Source organism: Prevotella sp. 20925_1_30 (assembly GCF_041433025.1).
In the GTDB taxonomy this organism is placed as follows: domain Bacteria; phylum Bacteroidota; class Bacteroidia; order Bacteroidales; family Bacteroidaceae; genus Prevotella; species Prevotella vespertina.
The window spans coordinates 59072-81281 of sequence record NZ_JAPWAR010000005.1; the positions used below are offsets into that span (position 1 = coordinate 59072).

The 22210-nt window shown below is 35.6% G+C and carries 20 protein-coding genes; 18 read left to right on the forward strand and 2 right to left on the reverse strand.

Features of this window, described 5'->3' with window-relative positions; genetic code table 11:
* Window positions 1–85: 85 nt before the first annotated feature.
* Window positions 86–2581, forward strand: a complete 2496-nt coding sequence (locus O3603_RS03500; protein ID WP_371520615.1) for a TonB-dependent receptor — start codon at window positions 86–88, stop codon at window positions 2579–2581.
* A 363-nt stretch (window positions 2582–2944) separates the two neighbouring features.
* Here O3603_RS03500 and O3603_RS03505 read toward each other — a convergent pair whose 3' ends face one another.
* Both O3603_RS03505 and O3603_RS03510 read right to left on the reverse strand, forming a co-directional pair.
* Window positions 2945–4189 carry an acyloxyacyl hydrolase gene (locus O3603_RS03505; RefSeq protein ID WP_371520618.1) on the reverse strand — a complete coding sequence of 415 codons (1245 nt, stop codon included), beginning with the start codon at window positions 4187–4189 and terminating at the stop codon, window positions 2945–2947.
* A gap of 9 nt (window positions 4190–4198) precedes the next feature.
* Complete coding sequence (locus O3603_RS03510; protein WP_371520620.1) at window positions 4199–4948, reverse strand: PorT family protein; 750 nt, start codon at window positions 4946–4948, stop codon at window positions 4199–4201.
* A gap of 480 nt (window positions 4949–5428) precedes the next feature.
* Here O3603_RS03510 and O3603_RS03515 point away from each other — a divergent pair, with 480 nt between their 5' ends.
* The 17 genes from O3603_RS03515 (at window position 5429) to O3603_RS03595 (ending at window position 22050) form a co-directional block, all read left to right on the forward strand.
* Window positions 5429–5890, forward strand: a complete 462-nt coding sequence (locus O3603_RS03515; RefSeq protein ID WP_371520622.1) for a DUF6078 family protein — start codon at window positions 5429–5431, stop codon at window positions 5888–5890.
* Window positions 5891–6123: 233 nt separating this feature from the next.
* Window positions 6124–7233, forward strand: a complete 1110-nt coding sequence (locus tag O3603_RS03520) for an acyltransferase family protein (RefSeq protein ID WP_371520624.1) — start codon at window positions 6124–6126, stop codon at window positions 7231–7233.
* Window positions 7226–8335: a DegT/DnrJ/EryC1/StrS family aminotransferase gene (locus tag O3603_RS03525; RefSeq protein ID WP_371520626.1), complete on the forward strand. Its 1110-nt coding sequence runs from the start codon at window positions 7226–7228 to the stop codon at window positions 8333–8335. The genes O3603_RS03520 and O3603_RS03525 overlap by 8 nt, the downstream gene beginning before the upstream one ends.
* A gap of 1 nt (window position 8336) precedes the next feature.
* The gene (locus tag O3603_RS03530) at window positions 8337–9539 is read left to right on the forward strand and encodes an acetyl-CoA carboxylase biotin carboxylase subunit family protein (protein ID WP_371520628.1); all 1203 of its coding nucleotides are present in this window, start codon (window positions 8337–8339) and stop codon (window positions 9537–9539) included.
* 73 nt (window positions 9540–9612) lie between these two features.
* Window positions 9613–10233: a GNAT family N-acetyltransferase gene (locus O3603_RS03535; protein WP_371520630.1), complete on the forward strand. Its 621-nt coding sequence runs from the start codon at window positions 9613–9615 to the stop codon at window positions 10231–10233.
* Window positions 10234–10236: 3 nt separating this feature from the next.
* Window positions 10237–10461, forward strand: coding sequence for an acyl carrier protein (locus O3603_RS03540; RefSeq protein ID WP_371520632.1), 225 nt, complete (start codon window positions 10237–10239; stop codon window positions 10459–10461).
* Between the two features lie 3 nt (window positions 10462–10464).
* Window positions 10465–11211 (forward strand): SDR family NAD(P)-dependent oxidoreductase, encoded by a 747-nt coding sequence (locus tag O3603_RS03545; RefSeq protein ID WP_371520635.1) that lies wholly within the window; start codon window positions 10465–10467, stop codon window positions 11209–11211.
* 3 nt (window positions 11212–11214) lie between these two features.
* Entirely contained in the window at window positions 11215–12213 is a 999-nt protein-coding gene (locus tag O3603_RS03550; protein ID WP_371520638.1) for a 3-oxoacyl-ACP synthase III family protein, read from the forward strand.
* 28 nt (window positions 12214–12241) lie between these two features.
* Window positions 12242–13675 carry a lipopolysaccharide biosynthesis protein gene (locus tag O3603_RS03555; RefSeq protein ID WP_371520641.1) on the forward strand — a complete coding sequence of 478 codons (1434 nt, stop codon included), beginning with the start codon at window positions 12242–12244 and terminating at the stop codon, window positions 13673–13675.
* Window position 13676: 1 nt separating this feature from the next.
* On the forward strand, window positions 13677–14621 hold the full coding sequence (locus O3603_RS03560; protein WP_371520644.1) for a glycosyltransferase family 2 protein: 945 nt from the start codon (window positions 13677–13679) through the stop codon (window positions 14619–14621).
* A complete protein-coding gene (locus O3603_RS03565) occupies window positions 14618–15490 on the forward strand; it encodes a GT-D fold domain-containing glycosyltransferase (RefSeq protein ID WP_371520646.1) in 873 nt (290 codons plus the stop codon). The genes O3603_RS03560 and O3603_RS03565 overlap by 4 nt, the downstream gene beginning before the upstream one ends.
* A gap of 50 nt (window positions 15491–15540) precedes the next feature.
* A complete protein-coding gene (locus tag O3603_RS03570) occupies window positions 15541–16464 on the forward strand; it encodes a hypothetical protein (RefSeq protein ID WP_371520649.1) in 924 nt (307 codons plus the stop codon).
* On the forward strand, window positions 16451–17725 hold the full coding sequence (locus O3603_RS03575; RefSeq protein ID WP_371520652.1) for a nucleotide sugar dehydrogenase: 1275 nt from the start codon (window positions 16451–16453) through the stop codon (window positions 17723–17725). Before O3603_RS03570 ends, O3603_RS03575 begins: the two co-directional genes overlap by 14 nt.
* On the forward strand, window positions 17712–18701 hold the full coding sequence (locus O3603_RS03580) for a glycosyltransferase (protein ID WP_371520655.1): 990 nt from the start codon (window positions 17712–17714) through the stop codon (window positions 18699–18701). The genes O3603_RS03575 and O3603_RS03580 overlap by 14 nt, the downstream gene beginning before the upstream one ends.
* Before the next feature lie 33 nt (window positions 18702–18734).
* Window positions 18735–19937 carry a glycosyltransferase family 1 protein gene (locus O3603_RS03585; RefSeq protein WP_219483714.1) on the forward strand — a complete coding sequence of 401 codons (1203 nt, stop codon included), beginning with the start codon at window positions 18735–18737 and terminating at the stop codon, window positions 19935–19937.
* Between the two features lie 15 nt (window positions 19938–19952).
* Window positions 19953–21131, forward strand: a complete 1179-nt coding sequence (locus tag O3603_RS03590; protein WP_219483716.1) for an EpsG family protein — start codon at window positions 19953–19955, stop codon at window positions 21129–21131.
* Between the two features lie 49 nt (window positions 21132–21180).
* Complete coding sequence (locus O3603_RS03595; protein ID WP_219483717.1) at window positions 21181–22050, forward strand: glycosyltransferase family A protein; 870 nt, start codon at window positions 21181–21183, stop codon at window positions 22048–22050.
* The last annotated feature ends 160 nt before the right edge of the window (window positions 22051–22210 follow it).

A 22210-nucleotide genomic window follows, 5' to 3' on the forward strand; every position in this document is an offset into this window, starting at 1 on the left:
TAATAAATTAGGATTGTGTGATATATATATTCTCTCTATCTTTGCAGAGTGAAATAATACTTAAACGTAAGAAAGCGAAAAAGATATGTTTAAATACCAGTTTAGCTTAGCTTTGTTGATAGCAACAGGCTTGTCAGTAGGAGTTCATGCTGATAATACCATAGCAATAGGTGATACCTCTCGGGTTTATGATATTGATGAGGTATTGGTAATCAATCAGCCCAAAGAGGTCTATCGACTTCGCCAACAGCCTTTGAGTAGTACGTCTTTCGATGGAAGCCAACTCCTGCAATTAAATGTGCAGGACGCTCGCCATCTATCCACCTTTGTCCCGTCATTCATTATGCCAGAATATGGAAGTCGTTACACTTCCTCTATTTATATGCGTGGTATCGGCTCACGGGTGAACTCACCAGCTGTTGGTATTTATGTTGATGGAATGCCGATATTGAATAAGAGCGCTTTTAACTTCCACACTTATGATATTGACCGTGTCGACGTATTGCATGGCCCTCAAGGAACGCTTTACGGAATGAATACAGAAGGCGGACTCATTCGTATGTATAGTCGTAACCCATTCCAGTATCAGGGCACAGATGTTAAGTTCTCGCTCGGCACAAAGCTATTGCGCAAGGTGGAACTGAGCCATTATCAGAAGCTCGATGATAAGCGTGCCTTCTCTTTATCAGCTTTCTATGGTGGACAGAACGGGTTTTTCCGAAACCAATTTGACGGAACTCGTGCCGACCTTATCAATGAGTTCGGAGGCAAGGGACGCTTTATGTGGAAAGCGTCAGACAGATGGATGTTCGATTGGATTGCCGACTATCAATACACTCACCAAAATGGGTTCCCTTATGGACAACTCGTGTCAAAAGAAGAGATTGCATCTGCACCCCTTACCTCGCCCTTATATGCTATGAAAGCTGGCACACAAATGCCCAATCAGAACAGACAGAGCTATTACAGACGTAATATGCTGAATACAGGAATGGGAATCAAGTATGCTGGTAATGGATTTGATGTGAATAGCATGACTTCCTGGCAATTCCTCCATGACAATATGCTAATGGATATTGATTATCTCCCACAAGATTTCCTCCATCTTACCCAACGTCAGCATGGTAATAGCATTACTGAGGAACTATCAGTGAAGAGTAATAGAAACGGCAAATGGCAATGGACATTCGGTGCTTTTGGCTCTTATCAATGGTTGAAGACGATGGCGCCCATCTACTTCGATAAGGATATGAATGCAGCCCTGTCAAAGAAGATAACAGACTATGCTTATAACGGAATGCTCAATGCTATGGCGCGTGGTATGGTGCCTAGTTTCATAGCACGTGGTATGTCTGAAGAAGCGGCTATGCTAGCGGCTCGCACGCTAGTAGCTACTAATATTGCACGTGCGGGAGGCGTTTCCATTAATATGACGATGGATCCTGTCCCAGGCGTTTTCCATACGCCAACATTTAACTTTGGTGTCTATCATGAGAGCAATATCGACCTCACCAATCGCCTAAGAGCGACGCTCGGCTTGCGCTATGACTATTCGCATGTGACGATAGACTATGCGACTTCAGCTCGTGTCGCATTGCAAGAGCACGTGCTAGGCGTGAATATTAATCCTGTAATCACATCAACGTTGAATCACCATGAGGGTAATCATTTCAAACAATTACTACCAAAGGTTGGACTAACTTATCGTTTCGATGACGGGAGTAACCTGTATGCCACATGGTCTAAGGGCTATCGTGCTGGCGGATATAATTTCCAAATGTTCTCTGATATATTACAGGCTGAAACATCGCAAGCCGCACAAAAGGCACGTGCAGATGTGGATATTCAGCATGATGAGGCTTATTATAAGCGAATTGCTAAGACGATAGAATATAAGCCCGAGACGAGTTGGAACTATGAGGTAGGTGCTCACCTCAACCTCTTAGGTCATCAAATTCATCTTGACCTAGCAGCTTATTACATGCAAATCCGTAATCAACAACTCTCTGTAATGGCTGGTAATTATGGTTTCGGACGTGTTATGACAAACGCAGGCCGTAGTCATTCGTGTGGCTTAGAGGCGACACTCCGAGGTGGAGCACTTGACAATCGTTTGTCTTATGCCCTTAGTTATGGCTTTACAAGTGCCCAGTTCGATGAGTATTCCGATTCTATCGCTGGTGGCAATAAGGTGAATTACAAAGATAAGAAAGTGCCTTTCGTCCCACAACATACATTGGGCGCAAGTGCTGACTATCGTATTGACGTTGACCCAGCCGCCTTACTCGATGCCTCTTATCGTTTCCATTTACGCAGTGTGACCGTAGGTTTGAACCTCTCGGCACAGGGCAAGACTTATTGGGATGAGCAGAATATGATAGGACAGAACTTTTATGCTGTATTGGGCGCACATGCTGATGCTGACTTCGGGCAGTTGCACGTGAACCTTTGGGTTCGTAATCTGACTGACACGAAGTATAACACGTTTGCTGTCCAAAGTGCTGCTACGGGTAATAAGTTTACATTTGCCCAGCTCGGTAATCCTTTCCAGCTAGGTGTTGACTTTAGATATAAGTTTTGAGGAAGTTGACAAGTAGACAAGTTTACAAGTAGACGAGTGATTGGTTGGATAGAAGTGGTGGTGTTGAAGTTGACGAGATAGACGTGTTGATAATATGCAAGTTATTTGTTCGTTTATTTACTTCTAGGCTGACGACTCAATGACACATACGAGTCACGTGCGTGACACGTATGTGTTAACTATGGTGACACATACGAGTAAATCACGTAACACGTATGTGTCATTTTTGTTACCTCCTATTGGTCGATTTTGTATCTCATGTAATTGATTCTAATACCTTGTGTTATAGGTTGTTTCTCATAGTTAGGTAAAGCCTATGTTCTGTTAGGTGTTCCAAGCCCGAAGGAGAGGGGTGGGAGGAAGTTATAACCTAACAGGTATGGACAGTTGTAGTTCTGTAAAATCGGCTTTCGTGGCATGTGCGTTCACGCTGAATCCTAGTGTTAAGCCCTTTAGCTTAGGGAAACTATAGAAGACACCCACTTGCTCGTGATAAGGATATTCAAGTCCGTGATTGGCACTATATCCCATGTGTCGGTAAAGATAATAACCGAGTGTGAGGCGAACGGAAACATTCCCATAGTAAACCTCGTGACGTGCCTCGATGCTTGCTGACCACGGACTATGTTTCTCGTCAGTATGTCCGTTTTCTTTATCCATTCTTGCTATCCGATGCGCATATTCTCCGTAGAATAGCCCGACGCCTACCCCCGATGCCCAACGGCGAGCGTAACGATAGAGGAGATGTGTGTGAAAGGAGTAAGCCCCGTAATAAGTAAAATGTTCTTTACGATAATCAGGCTGTCCCTGAGGGGTATTGAACTGAGTTTGTAACCATTCCTCAAGTAATGTTTTTCCACCTAGTCCGAGGGTAAACTCAGTGAACCAATATTTTTGAAAGGGCTGAGTGGCTTCAGTATTGCGTTTCGCAATGGGGCTTGTGGCTTGTTGAGGTTCGTAAACAAGTCCTACGAACGGACCGAAGTAATTTGCGCCTTTGTTGGGTCGTGCCATAGCCCCATTGCTATGGTGTGCGAAGTCTAATCCGCCCTTTACGCTCCATTCTTTCGCAATCTTAACTTGTCCGTACAAGCCAGCGTTGAAATAAATATTTAGGTGTGAGCCGATATATTCATTATCTATATCGTTCTTCTGATTATATTTAAGGCTCGTGTAGGCAATACCCGTACCTAGATAATATCCCCATTGCCAGTGCTTGCTTCGATAGAGTGGTCGGTTGAAAGTACCATATAAGGTGAGGAAGTTCCCCAGCTTACTGGTATAGTTTACAGGCTGTGCTTCGCCCCATGGATCATCCCTGTGCATGGTTGTTCCATGGTTGAGATGATAGCGTAAACCGAATGAGAAAGTGGGGTAGTTATAGTCGTGTGCATACGCATTCTTCGTAGGCGTAACGTTTATTTGTGCAGCCCAAGAATGCGTGTCTTTCGTCTTAGTCCAGATACGTGGCTCCTTATCTAAAGTGAGCGTTTGTGCAGGGATATAGCGGAACTCTATCCCCATCTTCGCAATAGAGAGCGAGTCATTCACCTCTGCTGTCACATTGATCGAAAGGGTAGAGAGAAGTATGAGGATAGCAGTTCTCACCTTATTATATTATAACACTTTAATCCTGTAACCCAGTGTTACCTCGAACATATTATTGCGAGCATTTCGCATGAGTTCTTGAGCTTCAGCATTGCGGGCGAGCTTCCTAAAGTAGAGATTATAGCGTGCTTCAATCTGCCATTGGCTCCATTCATAACTAACACCAAATGGGATTGCTACATCACCTTTATATATATAGTCTTTTAGGTTATGCTTCGTGCCATTATCCAGTTTCGCTTTAGCACTGATAATATAGCCTGCGTGTATACCTGTTGTGAAACTCACGGGGAGGTCTATCCACGGATACCAACGCACGATATAATTGGTGTTGATATAATCTAACTTAAAGTCGTATGGACCATATTTCTGAGACGTTGGTACGCCCGATGCGTTGGTAGTGTTAATGGTGCGATAAACGCCTGATGAACCTTGGTGGCTGTATTGCATCTCAACATCTATGGCAATATTTTTGGCTAGGAACACCTCCACATAAGCTCCCCCAACAAGCCCTAACTTGACCTTTCCGTCAATGCCTGGTAGGTTAGATAGATTCAGACCAAGCTTAGGTGCAGCATAGATGTCCCATTGTTCATGCTCGCCAGTTGGCTTAGTATCTTGCACGATAGCATCTTTTACATCCTTGATGCCCTCCTTAACTGCCTGCCCAATCTGCTTCGTGTTATCTTTGTTCAGCACTTGTGCCTGCCCGTTCGTTAATGCCATAAACAAAATGGCTGTAATCAATAGAATCCTTTTCATTCCTTAGGGTAAATGGTTTGGATGCAAAGTTAGTTATTTTTCTCTAAATAGCTGATTCGTGTGTGCTTTATTCTATCTCAAACAGGGAATATCATCTGTACTTCCCATAATTTTCACTTGCTAATAAGATTATTCCACTGATATTCTTTCTCTTTTCGAAGATTTTATATAAATTTGCACTGATAATAAAAGGGAATTAGAACTATTAACAAAAGTGATTCTGCGAGCGAAACCCATCTACTGAATTGACCAGCACAGGTTATTGTTTAAGCTAACGATTATTACTGTACCACGTCTATTATTCTTGCGCTTTCGTTCTTATGTGGAGGAACCGTGATAGTTGTCAGCCTGCAAGCTATTCATTGTTTGTAGGGAGGAGATGATATTTCTTTTTTCAGCTTTAATCGGTATCTACGTCTTCTTTGTTTTGTTCTCTTTTCCTTATCTAATCTAAGAGTATCTTAATATTATGAATAACCAATGGAAACAAATGAATTGCTGAGCTTAGACACTTTCCCAAAGCGTTATGAAGCTTGCTTCCTTGAGAATTGTGCAGTGAGAGAAGATTGTCTTCACCATTTATATTTCAAGTTACAACCAGCTTCCAATACATGGGGAGATGCAATCTTTCCCTCGGCACTTATGCCCGAAAACCTTGTTGATGGTCGTTGCAGAATGTTTCATGCGAAGATACTCGTCACTTGTTATGCAGGTTTCACTCATTTCTTCGACGAGGTAAGGTGTAAGGATTTACCCTCTCTCCGCAGTGAAGTCTATTCATATTTCCGAGGGCGTAGTAATTTCTATCGTTACGGCAATGCCGAAAGGGGTTACCTTTATACGCAGTCGATGGCAGACGATGTGAAAGCGTTATTTATGGAGTATGGTTATAACGAACCTAAATACGAGCGGACATTCAAGTCAATAGTCTTTTATGAGTAGGTATTGATACTATTTTAATTTAATGTTCTATTCATCTAAGCATGATAAAAATACTCTTATAGCTTTGCCCGGCAGCTCCGGACAGTCTTTCCGACATCCCCGGACAATCATTCCGGCTACTCCGGACATGTTGTCCGGCGCTCTCGGACAACATGTCCGAGTCTTCGGTAATACCGTTAAGGGTATAATATTAAATCTTTAATATTGGTTTATAATTATACAATTTATATCGTATGATAGAAAAGAAAGAGAGAAATTCTAATATAGAGTTATATCGTATCATTGTGATGTTATTGATAGTAATGCATCACTATGTCGTAAATTCTGGTTTATTGGATGAGATGTTTAAAACTCCTTTAGCACCAGAGAGTGTCTTTTTATATTTGTTTGGGATGTGGGGTAAGACAGGAATTAATTGTTTTGTATTGATAACTGGCTATTTCATGTGTAAATCAAGCATATCACTTCGTAAGTTTGTTAAACTTTTATTGCAAATTGAATTATACAATATATTATTCGGTTGTATATTTTTATATACAGGACACATATCTTTGTCAGTTAGTAGTTTAATTCAGATTGTTAATCCAATACCAAGTGTGAATACTGGTTTTACCAGTTGTTTCCTCCTTTTCTATTTGTTTATTCCATTCCTTAATATTTTATTAAATAACCTCTCTAAAAGTCAGCATCTTCTACTTGTTATTCTCTGCTTGGGGATATATACCATATTAGGTACAGTTCCATGGATAAGTGTAACATTAAATTATATCACATGGTTTTGTATATTATATGTTGTTGCGTCATATATTAGAGTTTATGGAATTTGGCGTAGTGAGGATAAAATGTTCTGGGGGGGGGCATCTCTTGTCTTAATTACAATCTCCGTTTTAAGCGTGCTTATGATGCTTTCTTGGGGTATCAGCTCAGGCGTGAGATTAGATTGGAGTTTGGTCATGTTTTTTGTGAGTGACTCTAATAAATTGTTGGCATTTCTTGTTAGCATTTCTACTTTTATGTTCATTAAGAATATTCATATTCGACAGAGTAAATGGATTAATACGATAGCTTCATGTACTTTTGGTGTATTACTAATTCATGCTAACTCTGATGCTATGAGGCAATGGTTATGGAAAGAGACCTGTGATAATGTAGGATTTTTTAATAGTAGTATGATATATGTACATGCTTTATGTGTTCCTATTATTGTTTTTATAGCATGTACGATTATAGATTTTTGTCGACAACATTTCTTAGAACGATTTTATCTTGATTTAGTTGTTAAGTATATTCAAAGCAGTAAATTATATATTACCTATCATAATAGATTGCAGAAGTATGAATAAAGATATTATAACAGTAACATCACCATTGTTACCAAATCTTGATGAGTTTACAGAATCCCTTAAAGAAATCTGGGAAAGTAAGTGGATAACAAATAATGGACAGTTTCATCAGAAATTAGAAGCAGCTTTAGCTGAATACCTGAAAGTTCCATACGTTAGCTTGTTCACAAATGGAACTTTACCGTTGCTAACTGCTCTTCAAGCATTGCGTATAACAGGTGAAGTTATAACGACACCTTATAGCTTTGTTGCAACAACTCATGCCCTATGGTGGAATGGTATAAAGCCAGTATTTGTTGATATTGATCCATCTACAGGAAATATAGATCCCCAAAAGATAGAGGCAGCAATAACACCACGTACAACAGCTATCCTTCCTGTTCACGTGTATGGTAAACCATGTGATACAGAAGCTATTCAGGCAATAGCAGATAAATATGGCTTGAAAGTGATATATGACGCAGCACACGCCTTTGGTGTTGAAGTGAATGGGGAAAGTCTTTTGAATGCAGGTGATATGAGTACGCTGAGTTTTCATGCCACAAAGGTGTTTAATACAATAGAAGGTGGTGCAATGGTGATGCATGATGAAAAGACCAAGCAGCGTATAGATTATTTGAAAAACTTTGGTTTTGCCAATGAAGTGGAGGTGGTTGGTCCTGGTATCAATAGTAAGATGGACGAGATTCGTTCAGCTTACGGCTTATTAAATTTAAAGCAAGTTGATGCTGCTATTGTTGCGAGACAGAAGGTGGCTGTAGCTTATCGTGATGCTTTACGGAATGTAGATGGTATTTCGTTTTGGGATGATATGCCTGGTGTTCGTCATAACTATAGTTACTTCCCAATTTTTGTTGATGCAGAGAAGTATGGTATGACGCGTGATGAACTTTACATGAAGATGAAAGAGCAAGGTGTATGGGGACGTCGTTACTTCTACCCACTCATCAGTGAATTTTCTACTTATCGTAGTTTGGAGAGTTCTCGCCCAGAGAATCTGCCTAATGCACATAGAATGGCTGATACAGTGATATGTTTGCCAATGCATCATGCACTGAGAGAAGAAGAAATTAATAGAGTTATTGATTGTATAATACGATAAGATGAAAAAACTGATGCTTCTCGGAGGTATTCGTTATCTCCTACCTGTTATAGAAGCTGCCCATCGTCATGGTTACTATGTCATTACGGTGGACTATGTACCTGAGAATATTGCTCATCAATACTCGGATGAGTTTCATAATGTCAGCATTCTTGACAAAGATGCGGTGTTGAAATTAGCACAGGAACTTAATATAGATGGAATATTATCTTTTGGTGTAGACCCTGGTGTCGTAACAGCAGCGTATGTAGCAGAACAGATGGGGCTTAGTTTCCAATGTTCTTATGATGTTGCTTGTATCTTACAGGATAAGTCGCAATTTCGTCAGTTCTTAAAAGATAATGATTTCAATGTACCCAATGCAAAGGGTTATTCTTCAAAAGAAGAAGCTCTTGCTGATACAGCATATTATAACTGGCCGGTTATTGTCAAACCAGTTGATTCTGCAGGAAGCAAAGGGGTTACGCGTGTCGATGAATTAGGACAACTCTCCTCAGCTATTGATTATGCTCTGAGTGAAAGTCATAATGGACATTTCATAATTGAGGATTTTTTAGAGAAAGAAGGTAATTCTTCTGATTGCGATAGTTTCACTGTTGATGGAGAACTTGTTTTCTGTTCGTTTAATGATCAACATTTTGATCCTAAGGCAATCAATCCTTATACCCCAGCAGCTTTTTCGTGGCCTTCAACAATGCCACAATGGGCACAAGAGGAACTAAGAAGTGAATTGCAACGCTTGATGACACTGCTTAATGTTAAAACAGGAGTTTATAACATCGAGACACGCCTATGTAAGAATGGAAAACCATATATAATGGAACTTTCTCCGCGAGGCGGAGGCAACAGACTATCCGAGATGATGAAATATGTTTCAGGGCAAGACCTCATAGATAACTGCGTTCGTGCAGCCGTTGGAGACCCTATAGACGAGATTCATCAACCAATTTATGATGGATATTGGGCAGAAGTTATCTTACACTCTGAATGTGATGGAGTCTTTCAGAGTATAGAGATAGACAAGACTGTAGAAGAACGTTTCCTTATAGAGAAAGACATCTGGGTTAAAGCAGGCGATAAGGTGCAGGGCTTTACGGGAGCTAATACAACTATAGGAACATTGTTGTTAAATTTTGATAAAAATGAAGAAATGTTTTTTTGTATACAAAAGTTATATAATTGGATAGTTATTAATACAAAATAGTATTCTCATAGTTTTATAAAAGTATTTCAAGGAATCCAATCTTTTATTTATTATTAACATAATTATTAGTCAAATGATTAAAGGTGAAACAATTTATCTACGAATGTTAGATGCTACAGATTGGGAAAAGACCTATATCTGGCATAATGATAATGAGCTTCAGCGAATGACATGTGGTCCTATTTTTGTGTCTTCTAAAGAGATTGAGAAACAGTGGGTGCTATCTAAAGCAACTCATAATCGTAATGAAATTTATTTTGCAATTTGCTCTTTAGATAATGATGAAATGATAGGCTTTGCATCATTAAATGATATCAATCATCTTTTTAGATCTTGTTATTGGGGTGGAATTGTAATAGGCGACAAAGCCTATCGTAGTGGTACAGAATATTTACAGGCAAGTTTGCTAATTTTAGATTATGCTTTTAACCAATTAAATCTTAATAGAATGACAGTCTCTTGTTTAAGAGAACACATACTTGCTAGATCGCAAATACCAGCTTTGTTTTTCAAGGAAGAAGGTGTTGGCAGAGAGGCTGTTATTAAAAATGGAAATAAATACGATGAATATCATTATTCGCTTCTACGAAACGAGTATATAGAACATGTAGAAAAAGGTGATTATGATATTAATCAGATTATTATGCGTATTGTTTGTAATTCAAAAGAAATAAGAAAAGAACTAAAAAAATAAATTATGGAATTAAAAGATTTTATTGTAGATTTTGCAGATCAGTTTGATGATACTGACATTTCTGAGATTAAGAGTGATACTGTTTTTCACGATCTTGATGAATGGAGTTCACTAACAGCTATGGGTGTTATTGCTATGGTACGTACACAGTACGGCAGAACTATATCTGGTAAAGATATAAAAGAATGTACAACTGTAGAAGACTTGTATAATTTAATCTCTAAATAAATAATGGCTTTTAATCTGTATTCTCTTGAAAATAAGACTATACTTGTTACAGGAGCATCTTCTGGTATAGGGCGTGGTATCGCTGTCTTGTGTGCTAAAATGGGGGGTAAGATTATTCTTAACGGAAGGAATTTAATAAAATTACAAGAAACCCGAGCTCTTTTAGAAGGGGAAGAACATTATATTGCTGTTGGAGATTTGACTTTAAATGAGGAGTTGCACAGGGTTGTAGATGAATTGCCACAACTTGATGGTGTAGTCCATTGTGCTGGAATTGGACAACGTGTTTTGTGTAAATTAATAACTGAAGACGAGATTGATCGGGTTATGAGAATTAATTTCAAGGCTCCAGTGATGTTACAATCTTTACTGTTGAAACAGAAGAAAATAAATAAATCGGCTTCAATTGTTTTTATAACTTCGATTGCTAGTGAGTCTCCAAGTTATGGTAATGCGTTATATTCGGCTTCTAAGGGTGCTTTAATATCGTATGTAAACTGTTTGGGATTAGAACTTTCTCATAAGAAAGTCAGAGTAAATTGCATTAGTCCTGCTATGGTGATGACAGATTTAATTTATGAAGGAGGAATAACTAAAGAGCAGCTAAAAGAGGATGAAAAAAAATATCCCTTAAAACGTTATGGGCAACCAGAAGATATTGCTGGGCTTGCTGTTTACTTACTTTCTGATGCATCAAATTGGATGACTGGAAGTAATGTGAAAATTACTGGTGGTGTAAAACAATTGTAAATTATGGCTTATATTAAAGCATTAACATATTATCTTCCAGAACAATTACTTACTAATGAAGATTTAGTTAAAGAATTTCCAGACTGGAGTGTCGATAAAATAGCACAGAAAGTAGGAGTTAACACTCGTCATATTGCAGGTGAAAATGAGACTGCTGGTGATATGGGTGAGAAGGTAGCAAGGAAATTATTTGAGGAATATCATATAGATCCACAGACTATTGATTTTCTACTTCTATGTACGCAGAGTCCTGATTATTTTCTTCCCTCAACTGCATGTATTCTTCAAGAACGTTTAGGAATTCCAAAGACAGCTGGGGCTTTTGATTATAATCTTGGTTGTTCTGGTTGTGTTTATGGTATGGCAGTCGCAAAGGGATTGTTGGCTGCTGGTATCGCGAAAAATGTTCTTTTGATCACATCTGAAACTTACACAAAATATCTGCATCCATCAGATAAGAGTAATCTTAGTATTTTTGGAGATGGTGCTGCTGCTTGTTTGATTTCTACAGAAGGTTTTGCAGAGATTGGAGATTTTGTATTGGGATCTGATGGAGGAGGTGCTAATAACCTTATTATAAAGACTGGTATGGCCCGTCATAAAGCTATGACGGGAAAGTATACGACTGACGAAGAAGGTCATGTGAATTTTGATGATTATCTTTATATGAATGGTGGTAATGTTTTCAACTTTACCCTTGATATAGTACCTTCTATGATGAATGATGTTCTGGTAAAGAATAATTTTACTCAAGAACAGATAGATTATTATGTATTTCATCAGGCTAATAAGTTTATGTTGAATACGATTCGTAAGGTTTGTCGATTGCCCAAAGATAAATTTTATATTAATCTTGAAGAAACAGGTAACACAGTTTCTTCTACTATTTTCATTGGTTTGAAAGATTGCCTTGAAAACTCTCTTATCCAAAAGGGAAATTCTGTTATGATTGCAGGATTTGGAGTTGGATTAAGTTGGGGAGGAACTATCTTGAAATTTTAATTTTTCATCTACGATAAGTTAGAACATTATGAGTGAATCTCTAAAGCAAGCGACAACCAAAGGATTATTTTGGAGTAGTGTAGAACGGTTCTCCAATCAAGGAGTACAATTTGTCTTTTCTATTATTCTTGCACGTCTTCTATCCCCAAGTGATTATGGTATAATAGCTATGGTCACAATTTTTTTTGCAGTTGCTCAGAGTTTTGTAGATAGTGGGTTTTCCAATGCTTTAGTTCGAAAGACAGACAGAGTGGAAGAAGATTTATCGACCTGTTTTTATTTCAATATAGGAGTTGGGATTATTGCATACATTGTACTTTTTTTGATAGCGCCATTGGTTGCAAATTTTTATAGTCAACCGATTCTTTCTCCGATAATACGTATTACAGGTCTAGGTGTGATACTCAATTCTTTATGTGTCGTTCAGCAAGCTCTTTTCACGATTAAGATAGATTTTAAGTCACAAGCAAAGATAACTTTATCTGCTACAGTTATTTCTGGTATTGTAGGTGTTATATTAGCATATCAAGGTTATGGGATTTGGGCATTAGTTTGGCAAGGTGTTGCAAGTTCTATTGTAAGAATGGGATTGCTGTGGTTAATGTCTAAATGGCGTCCTAGGACAGGATTCTCAAAATCTTCTTTTAATTATTTGTTTGGTTATGGTTCTAAACTTTTAGCATCAGGTTTGCTGGACACGATCTATAACAATATTTATCCAATAGTGATTGGTAAGTTCTATACTCCAGCGCAGTTAGGAAATTATTCACGTGCATTAGGTTGGGCACAATTACCTTCTGCAAATATTACAAGTATACTGCAAAGGGTTACTTTTCCTGTTTTGAGTGCTATCCAAGATGATACTCTGAGATTACAAAATAGTTATAGACGTTTATTGAAATTATCAGCTTTTATAGTATTTCCTTTAATGATGGGTCTTGCAGCTATTGCCTCTCCACTTATTAGAGTTATTCTGACAGCAAAGTGGGATGGATGTGTATTGTATTTGCAAATTCTGTGTTTTGCATTAATGTTGTACCCTATTCATGCCATTAATTTAAATTTGTTGCAGGTAAAAGGAAGATCAGATATATTCTTGCGTCTTGAAATAATTAAAAAGATTATAGGAGTGGTCATTTTAATTATAACTATACCCTTAGGAATAACAGCAATGTGCCTCGGAATGGTTTTTAGTTCTATAATATGTTTAATTGTTAACACATATTATACGAGTCGTTTCATAGATGTCGGACTACTTACTCAATTAAAAGATTTAAAAATTATCTTAATTAATTCACTAGTGATGGGTGGAGGTATATATATATTGACCTCATTCATAGACATAGAAGGTCTAAAACTTGTAATGGGTATTGTCATTGGATTGTTATTCTATTTTATAGGAAGTTTTTATTTTTCAAAGGCGGAACTCCAAGAAGTAATAAGTTTAATTAAGAAAAAGTAGTATGGATTCTAGTAGGGATATAATGGTAACAGTTCTATGTATTGTTTATAATCATGAACCGTACTTACGAGAATGTCTTGAGGGAATAGTTACTCAAGAAACTGATTTTAAATTTCAAGTTATAATTCATGATGATTGCTCCACAGATAATTCTGCTGATATTATTCGAGAGTATGCATCTAAATATCCGGATTTAATAATACCTATTTTTGAAGAGGAAAATGTGTATGCTCATGTAGGAGCATTCGACCTTTTTTTACGTTCATATATAAAAGGGAAATACTTTGCATACTGTGAAGGAGATGACTATTGGTGTGATAAGAATAAATTGCAGTTACAATATGATTTCTTAGAAAGATTTCCTGATTATACATATTGCTCCACAAATTTTGATATTTACAAACAAGAAGATAAGAATAAGATAAGGCATCATATTAAAACTGATTATAGGAATATGCTCGGTTTTACTTTTCACGATATAAATGTTAATAATTATTTTAAATGTTGGAGTTGTTCGCCATTGACTTCAATGTGCAGGAATATAAGTTACTATACTTTTAATGATGTTAGAAAATTTTCTAGATTTTATGATTTAGTAGCATTCTACTTTTATATAAAAAAAGGTAAAGGTGCATTATTGGAAAATAATACAGCAGTTTATCGTATTCATAATAAAGGTATATATTCTGGTAACACAACCTTAAACAATTATAAAATAGAAATAGACATATTACAGACTTTGTATATTTTCTTCCATGATCAACCGATTCTTAAAGATGGAATTTTACCTCGTATGATAGGAATGATTGGTTATTGTCGTAAGAATAAAAGATACAAAACAATGTTTAATGAGATTATAAGATTTTGTATCAAAATGCCTATGTCTTCTTTTGTACTTTTTAAAATATTATTTCTAAATTATATAAAAAATATTAGATTGCGATGATTTTTAAGTTAATAAAAAATTATGTTTATGCCCATGTAGTTGTTCCTTATCTTCACTATAAATATGGTAAGCAGCTTAATATAAAAAATAGTCAAGAAACTTTAGATTATATTCTAGAACATAAGTGTTCAGTTTCACGATTTGGAGACTATGAGTATATGTCTATTTATGAAGAAACTAATAATTTTCAAACTTCTAATAGTCAGGCTGCGGCAAGGTTAAAAGAAGTTTTGAATTCTAATATCCCTAATCATATAGTATGTATTCCTTATTCGTTTAGATCAGTAAGTCATGATAATGAACATGCACAAATCTTTTGGAAGCATTATATAGCAAAATACGGAAAGCGTATATTAGAAGTAACCGATACAGATAAAGATTTTTTCGATGCTAGTTTTACAAGATTTTATATGGACTCAAAAGATAAGTCTTTTGTACATGACTATGTCGAAAAGATGAAACTACTTTGGGAAAACAGAGATGTTTATATTGTAGAGGGGACTGGAACATGTTTTGGAGTTAATGATGATTTTTTAGATGGCGCAAGAACTATTCATCGTATTATTTGCCCAGCTACTAACGCCTTTGATAAGTATGAGCAGATAATAGAGGTATGTAAAAATAATATTCCCAAAGAGGCGTTAGTTTTATGTGCCTTAGGTATGACTGCTACTATTCTTGCTTATGATTTAGCAAAAGAAGGATTTCAAGTGATAGATATTGGTCATGCAGATGTTGAATATGTTTGGTTTAAGATGGGCGTGGAACATAAAGTCCCAATCGCAGGGAAAAATGTTAATGAAGTTGGGGTTAATGATGAGTCTTCTGATAATCAAGACTATCTGAACGAAATAATTTTTAGAATATAATCATTAATGATAATAAAGTTTTATTATCTTAATAAATTGTGACGTTTTCTATGTTTGAGATATTAAGAAAGAAGATAAATAATAAGATTATAGATATTTATTCTAATGTAAATAGAACAACAGAATTTTTAATTGAGGCAAATCGGTTAAAGACGATAACTTTATCTTCAAACGTATATCAGTCTTCTGTTAAGTTACAAAATGATATTAATAAAGAGATTATTGTCAGTTTAACGACTTATGGGAAGCGACTCTTTGATGTCTATTTGACTATAGAGTCAATATTTCAACAGACACTAAGGCCAAATAGAATTATTTTATGGCTTGAAAATGAATTACGTAATACTACATTACCTATAACATTACGTTTACTACAAGAGCGTGGACTAGAAATTAGATATTGTAATGATATACGGTCATATAAGAAGCTAGTACCAACTTTAACTTTATTTCCTGAAGCAATAATTATTACTATTGACGACGATGTTCTATATAAATATGATATGATAGAAAATCTAATTAATGAACATTATAGATATCCAAATGTGATACTAGCCAATCGCGTTAGAAGAATAAAATTAATAAAAAAATCAGACTTTGCGCCATATAATGAATGGGACTATATTTCTGATGAAATAATTTCTCCCCAAAATGTGCAGATAGGTGTAGGAGGGGTTTTGTATCCTCCTCACAGTTTAAGCTCCACTGTTATAGATGAAAATCAATTCATGAAAAAATGCCCTTCTACTGATGATCTTTGGTTTAAAGTGATGTCTATAATAAATGGTGTCCAAGTGAAGCGGACAGCTACGCATGAACCTGTTTTCTTGAGCAATGAAAAGGTGCAAGATATTGCCTTATCTTTATCTAATCAAGGTGGAGGAGAAAATGATCGAGCTATAAGGAATTTGAATGATTCATATAATTTAATTAATTATTTATTAAAAACAGAAAGTTGTTATGTCGTTAGATAATATTAGAGTAGCCGTTATAGGCTTAGGTTATGTTGGCTTGCCTTTGGCAAGATTATTCTCAACAAAGTTTAAGACTGTTGGTTTTGATATGAATCAGAGTCGTGTTGATGCGTTAATGGCAGGTCATGATGCTACATTAGAAGTGTCAGATGAGTTATTACAGTCTGCTTTAAAGAATGGATTTGTATGTACAACTAATCTTGAGGATATTAAAGACTGTAATTTTTATGTTGTTGCCGTGCCAACGCCAGTTGACGTAAACAATCGTCCTGACTTGAAGCCTCTTTGGGGTGCAAGTGAGACGGTTGGTAAAGTTATTTCTAAGGGAGATATCGTTGTTTATGAGTCAACAGTTTATCCAGGCGTAACGGAAGAAGAATGTTTACCTGTAGTAGAGAAAGTTTCTGGCTTAACATTCAATAAAGATTTTTTTGCAGGTTATTCTCCTGAGCGTATAAACCCAGGCGATAAGGAGCATACTGTAGAGAAAATAAAAAAGGTAACATCGGGTTCTACTCCTGAGATTGCTGATTTGGTAGATAATGTGTATAATGCAGTTCTTATTAACGGAACACATAAAGCACCTTCTATCAAAGTAGCGGAAGCTTCAAAGATTATTGAGAACTCTCAACGTGACGTTAACATTGCGTTTATGAATGAGTTGGCTAAGATTTTCAATGCAATGGGTATCGATACAAGAGATGTAATAGATGCTGCTGCTTCTAAGTGGAATTTTATTAAGTTGAATCCTGGTTTAGTTGGTGGTCATTGTATCAGTGTAGATCCTTATTATCTTATTCAAAAGGCACAGGTCTATGGAGTTTTGCCACGTATTATGTCTGCTGCACGTAGATTGAATGATGGTATGGGAGATTACGTCGCAAATCAGACAATCAAGATGATGAATAAGAAGGGTGCACTCGTCAAGGATTCTAATATCTTGATACTTGGTATCACCTTTAAGGAAAATTGTCCTGATGTACGTAATACTAAGGTTGTTGATATCTATTCTACATTGTCAGAGTACACTTCAAACATTACGGTCTTAGACCCATGGGCTAATGTTGAAAGAGTGAGGAAAGAATATGGGATTGATGCTGTCGCGTCTTTGCCTAAGGATAAGAAATATGATGCTATTATTCTTGCCGTTTCTCATAAGCAGTTTGCTGATACAGACTGGAGAGAGAAATTAAATGAGAATGGTGTTATTTATGATGTCAAAGGCTTCTTAAATAGAGATATTGTTGATGGACGACTATAAATATAAACTTAGCATAATAATCCCAATGTATAACGCAGAGAAGTACATTGGGATTTGCTTAGACTCTATTCTTGGCTCCAATTTATTAAAAGAGGAGTATGAAATAGTTATTGTTAATGATGGATCACAGGATAAGTCTCCAGAGATTGCTCAGAACTATGCAGCAAAGTATTCCAATGTAACATACTTAACTCAAGAAAATCAAGGACAGAGTACTGCGAGGAATTATGGAATAAAAACTTGCATAGGTGAATATGTTTGGTGTGTAGATGCTGATGATAAACTTATAAGTGAGCAGCTACCAAAGATTATTGATGCCTTAAACGAGTATGAAAACTTGGATATTCTGGCTGTCCAACTTCAGAACGTAACAGAAGAAGGACAGTATTTAGATCTTGAATGTGGTCAACCTACGCTTGAACATAACAAGGTCTTATCTGGCGTTGAGGCAATTCTCTCAGGTTATAATCCTTCTTCAATATGTGCTTTAATTACAAAGAAGCAATTATTTATTGATAATAATATATTTTTTGTAAAGGGAATTACACATCAAGATGTTGAGTTGACATACAGACTTATGCCGTGTGCAATGAAAGTTGTGTTTAGTGATATCATTCCTTATCTGTATATATATCATCCAAATTCAACCAGCAAATCAATGGTACCAGAAAAGAAGATAAAGTATATTAAGGATGATATTTATATTATAAATTCTTTCCGTAGGTTAGCTTTGTCTTTTAAGGATATAAACCCTCAGTTATATAGTGTAATATTTAATCGAAGCCAGAATGTGCTGTTTGGTTTGGTATACTCTTTATATAAAAATAAAAAAGAATGGAGAAAGCTTGGTATCAATTCTGTTATTATAGATGAATTGAAAAAAGAACAGTTATATCCGATGAAGGGAGAGTTTGATTCATTGAAGAAATCATTATTTGTAAGTTTTTTTTTGAATATTCCTTGTTTAATTAAATAATTTAACATAAGTCGTTTAAAAGTATAGAATAATATGAAAGTCACTATGATTTCTGTAATGATGCCTGCTGCGGAAAATATTCGTGGTACGAGTGCATTGCCTTATCATTTACTTGCTGGTAGAGATAAAAGTATAGAGATAATTCTTTATTCGTATAATTTAAATCGGCTTTCTAAAGAGCAGATAGATTTTGTAGCAAAGGAACTTAATATAAAGATTCGTTTATTGCCAGTACCATGGTGGTATAATTTTTTCCTTAGTTTTTTTTCTCCATTTAGAATATTTTTGAATTATCCTATTGCAAATTATATTAGATTAAGTTCTTCGCAATTAGATACTATTATTGATGATAATCCTGATGCTATATGGATTTATGGAGAGGAGTTATCTCGTGTCAGTCGTCAATTAAAGGATTTTAGGCGAGTACACACATTGCCGGACTGTGAATCTCTCTATTATTATAGGATGCTTGGTAAGCGTTTTGCAATAAGAAACAAAATAAGATTTTGGAGATCTGCTTTTATGTATCCTAAGTATTTGAATATGGAGAAACGGTTTGATACATCTTCAAATATTCACTATCATTTGGTAGGTAAAGAGGATGTTAATTTCCTTAAGGAGATTTGTCCTGGAATACAAGCTCATTTTCTTTGTCACCCTCATTATCAAGTTGCAAAACCTGCTAAGGTTATTTCCTTTAGTTCTCCAAAAATAAAGGTTTTATTTGCAGGGCAGTATAATTTGTATATGCAGCAGGATGCTGATATGCTGATAGATTGTTTGATAAAATCTACAGATCTCTCAGAACTAAAAGAACATTATGTATATACTTTTTTGGGTAAAGGATGGGAGCATCATGTAGAGAGTCTTAATAATGCTGGGTATGAAACTCATCATATAAAATTTGTTCCTAATTATATTGAAGAAATCTGTAAACATGATATTCAGGTAACGCCTATATGTATTGGTACAGGAACTAAGGGAAAAGTTCTAGACGCAATAGCTAATGGTTTGTTGGTTATTGGCACATGGTATGCATTGGAAAATATAGCAGTTAAGCATTTAGAATCGTGTATTGAGTATGATGAAGCTAAAGAATTTATAAAAATTTTAAAGGACATTATTGTTCGAAGAAATTATTATGAAAATATTGCTTTAAAAGGAAGGAAATCTATTATAGAACGTCATAATCAGAAATTAATTTCTGAGCAGCTTTTTCGTTTTATGAAAAAATAAATAATTTAATAACATATGTGGCTATATTTAATAGTTTTTTTGATACCTACAATATGGTATTTTGCATCTTTAAACAGTTCCCAGCACAATAATGTCTTAGGATTATCTGTCTTTATGTGTATACTTGCATTATTTGTAGGCTTTTCTGACATGTTTGGTGGTTATGACAGATACATTTATGGAGAGATTTTTGATAATATTGCTGATATAACAACGATAAAAGGTGATTACTCAGATTCACTTCTTTATAATTTCTATAGTAGTGAAATAGGATATACTTTATTAAATGTGATAATCTCTTTTTTTACAGAGAATCGCTATATTTTTATCTTAATTGTCACCTTAATTATTTATACTTTGTTGTTTGTTTCGATAAAGAAATATACAGTAAATTATCCTTTGGCGACAATTTTATTTTTGGGATTATGGTTTTTCTTTACGTTTACATATTTAAGACAAGTACTTGGTGCGACTATCGTTTGGTTAGGAGTTCAGTATGTTATTGAACGTAAATTTTGGAAGTTTATGGTGGTAGTTCTTATAGGTTTCTCTATGCATAATTCTGCGATTATTTTCTTTCCTCTATATTTTGTACCACGAAGGAAATTTTCACCAAAAATAATTGTGTGGATTATGTTATTTTTACTTATTTTAGGAATGTCGTCTTTACCTAATTCACTTTTTGAAGTATATGAAAGCAGTTCTGTTGTTGAGCGGCATGGAGAGTATAATGCAAGTGGAGGCTTAAGAGTTGCATATGTTTTAGAAGCATTTTTCTTTTTATACCTTATACTCAAAAACTACAGGTATTTTCCTACTGATAAGGCTCATGTTGTTTTGTTGAACATGGCACTTATTTTCTGCGGTATATTGTTGCTTTTTGTGCGTTCAGAAAATGGTGGTCGTTTGAGTTGGTATTATATGATAGGCATTATTTCCACGTTAACATTTATATATAACTATAGATATAATATTCAAACTTTAGGTTCTTTTCTAATAATAGGTGTCTGTTTATTCCTATATTTGAGAATATATACGAACTGGCAGGCATATAATTTGTTGTCTCCTTATAAAACTTTTCTAACGGACGGATATCGTGATAATGATATAATTCGTAAAACTTATGAGTATAACTACAATTATGATGAGGATAAGTTTTGCCGAAAGGCTTTTCGATTTACTCCTAATTTTTAAAGCTTTGCAATGAGTATTTATGAAATTAAGGTTTTAATATTGTTGACGAATGATAACAATCTTTACTCCTACATATAATCGTGCAGGCTTTTTACATCGTTTATATGACACTTTAATCCTTCAGACATATAAGAACTTTGAATGGATTATAGTAGATGATGGTTCTAAGGATAATACTAAAGACGTTGTTAGTTCCTTTGTAAAGGAAGGGAAGTTAAATATACATTATGTGCAGCAAGAGAATGGCGGAAAGCATAGGGCTATTAATACTGGCGTTGGATTAGCCACTGGAGAACTTTTTTTTATTTTAGACAGTGATGATATCCTTCCTAATAATGCTTTAGAACTTGTTGTAAAGACTTTTCAACCGATTAAACATGAAATGTTTTTTGCAGGTGTGTCAGGCATAGATGGAAATTTTGATGGACGTATAATAGGTAGTGGGCTTCCTTATGACTCTATAGATTGCAATTCTGTTGATATTCGATATAAGTTTCATGTAACAGGAGATATGAAAGAAGTCTTTCGTACTTCTGTAATGAAAGAGTTCCCCTTCCCAGATATAGAAGGAGAAAAGTTTTGTCCAGAGGCATTGGTATGGAATCGTATCGCTCAAAAATATAAATTACGTTATTTCAATAAGATAATATACAAAGTGGAGTATCAACCAGAAGGAATAACTTCTAATATAGTTAAAGTTAGGATGAAAAGTCCAATTACCTCTATGATGTGTTATGCAGAAATGTTAGAGCTTAACATTCCATTTAAAGATAAGTTTAAAGCTGCTGTTAACTATTGGAGATTTCGTTTGTGTTATAATGGAAGTGGGAGTTACCCGAAGTTATCTGGACTATGGAATGCTGTTGCGCCTTTAGGATGGTTGATGCATTTGAATGATATACATGTAAATAAAAGATAGTTATGAAGATTCTATAATTCATAATATCCCTGTATATATGTGTTAAACTGGGATGTTAGTCATATATTTGGCTCCAAGCATACTAACACTGAAAATGCTATATGATAATATGGCTTTTCTGGAGCAGAGATATCATTGTTATTGCGTATTTTTTTTGGTT